This is a genomic window from Urinicoccus massiliensis (assembly GCF_900120405.1).
GTDB lineage: Bacteria > Bacillota > Clostridia > Tissierellales > Peptoniphilaceae > Urinicoccus > Urinicoccus massiliensis.
This window is the reverse complement of record NZ_LT635491.1, coordinates 1-1,073: the sequence shown is the minus strand read 5'-3', so window position 1 is coordinate 1,073 and position 1,073 is coordinate 1. Positions and strand designations below refer to the sequence as shown.

Genomic DNA, 1,073 nt, shown 5'->3' with positions numbered 1-1,073 from the left:
AGCGTTCCATACGGCTATTATAGAAACCCTAAGAACAAACAGGAGCTACTTGTCGATAAAGAGAGTTCAAAGGTCGTAAAACGCATTTATAGGCTTGTAATAGAGGGATATGGAGTAACTCAGATAGCAGATATACTAACCAAAGATAAAGTCCTTATTCCATCAGCCTATGCAGAAATACACTATCCTGAAAATAACCACAGCTCCAAGAAAAGAGGAATAGAAGACCCATATTTTTGGACACCAACCACAGTAAGCTATATCTTAGAAAAGCAAGAATATATGGGACATACTGTATTGGGAAAGACAATTAGTGTAGACTACAAAACCAAGAAACGCAGAAAGGCGAAAGCAGATGAACTCATTATCTTCAAAAACACCCATGAAGCGATTATTGACGAAGAAACATGGAATAATGCTCAAAGGTTAAGAAAAACAGTAAGAAGAAGCCCAAAGTATGGTACAACCTCCCACCCATTTACAGGACTTTTAATCTGTTCTGATTGTGGAGGAAAGTTAAGTTACAGAGAGCCGGCAGAACATAAAGAAAAGAAATACGATTGTGATTATTGTTTTGTGTGCCAACATTACAGACACAGAAAAGGCACTTGCAGTATGCACTACATCAAAGTAAAGACAGTGAATGAAATTCTCTTGAAATCAATTAAAGAAATCACAGACTTTGCCAAAGAAGATAAACAAGAATTTCTAAAAGTGATGAACAAATTGTCCGATGAAAAAAGAGAAGAAAAGTATCAAGGGGATAAAGAAAAGTTAGAGAAACTGTCATCAAGAAATGCAGAATTAACAACCCTTATTACAAAGCTATATGAAGACCACGCACTTGGAAAAATTCCTGTAAAACACTTTGATAGATTATTTAATACCTATGATACGGAGCAACAAGACTTAGAAAATCAAATACAGTATTTTGAAGATGAAATAGAAAGTTATCATCAGAGAAAAGTTGATACTGATAAATTCTTAAAGATGATAGAAAAATATACCGATATTGAAGAACTGACAGTACCAATGATAAATGAGTATATAGAAAAAGTTGTAGTCCATGAAGC

The 1,073-nt window shown here is 34.4% G+C and carries 1 protein-coding gene; it reads left to right on the top strand.

Annotated elements, in window-relative coordinates; genetic code table 11:
- On the top strand, window positions 1-1,073 hold a 1,073-nt coding region (locus BQ7400_RS00210), incomplete at both ends, for a recombinase family protein (RefSeq protein WP_144019912.1).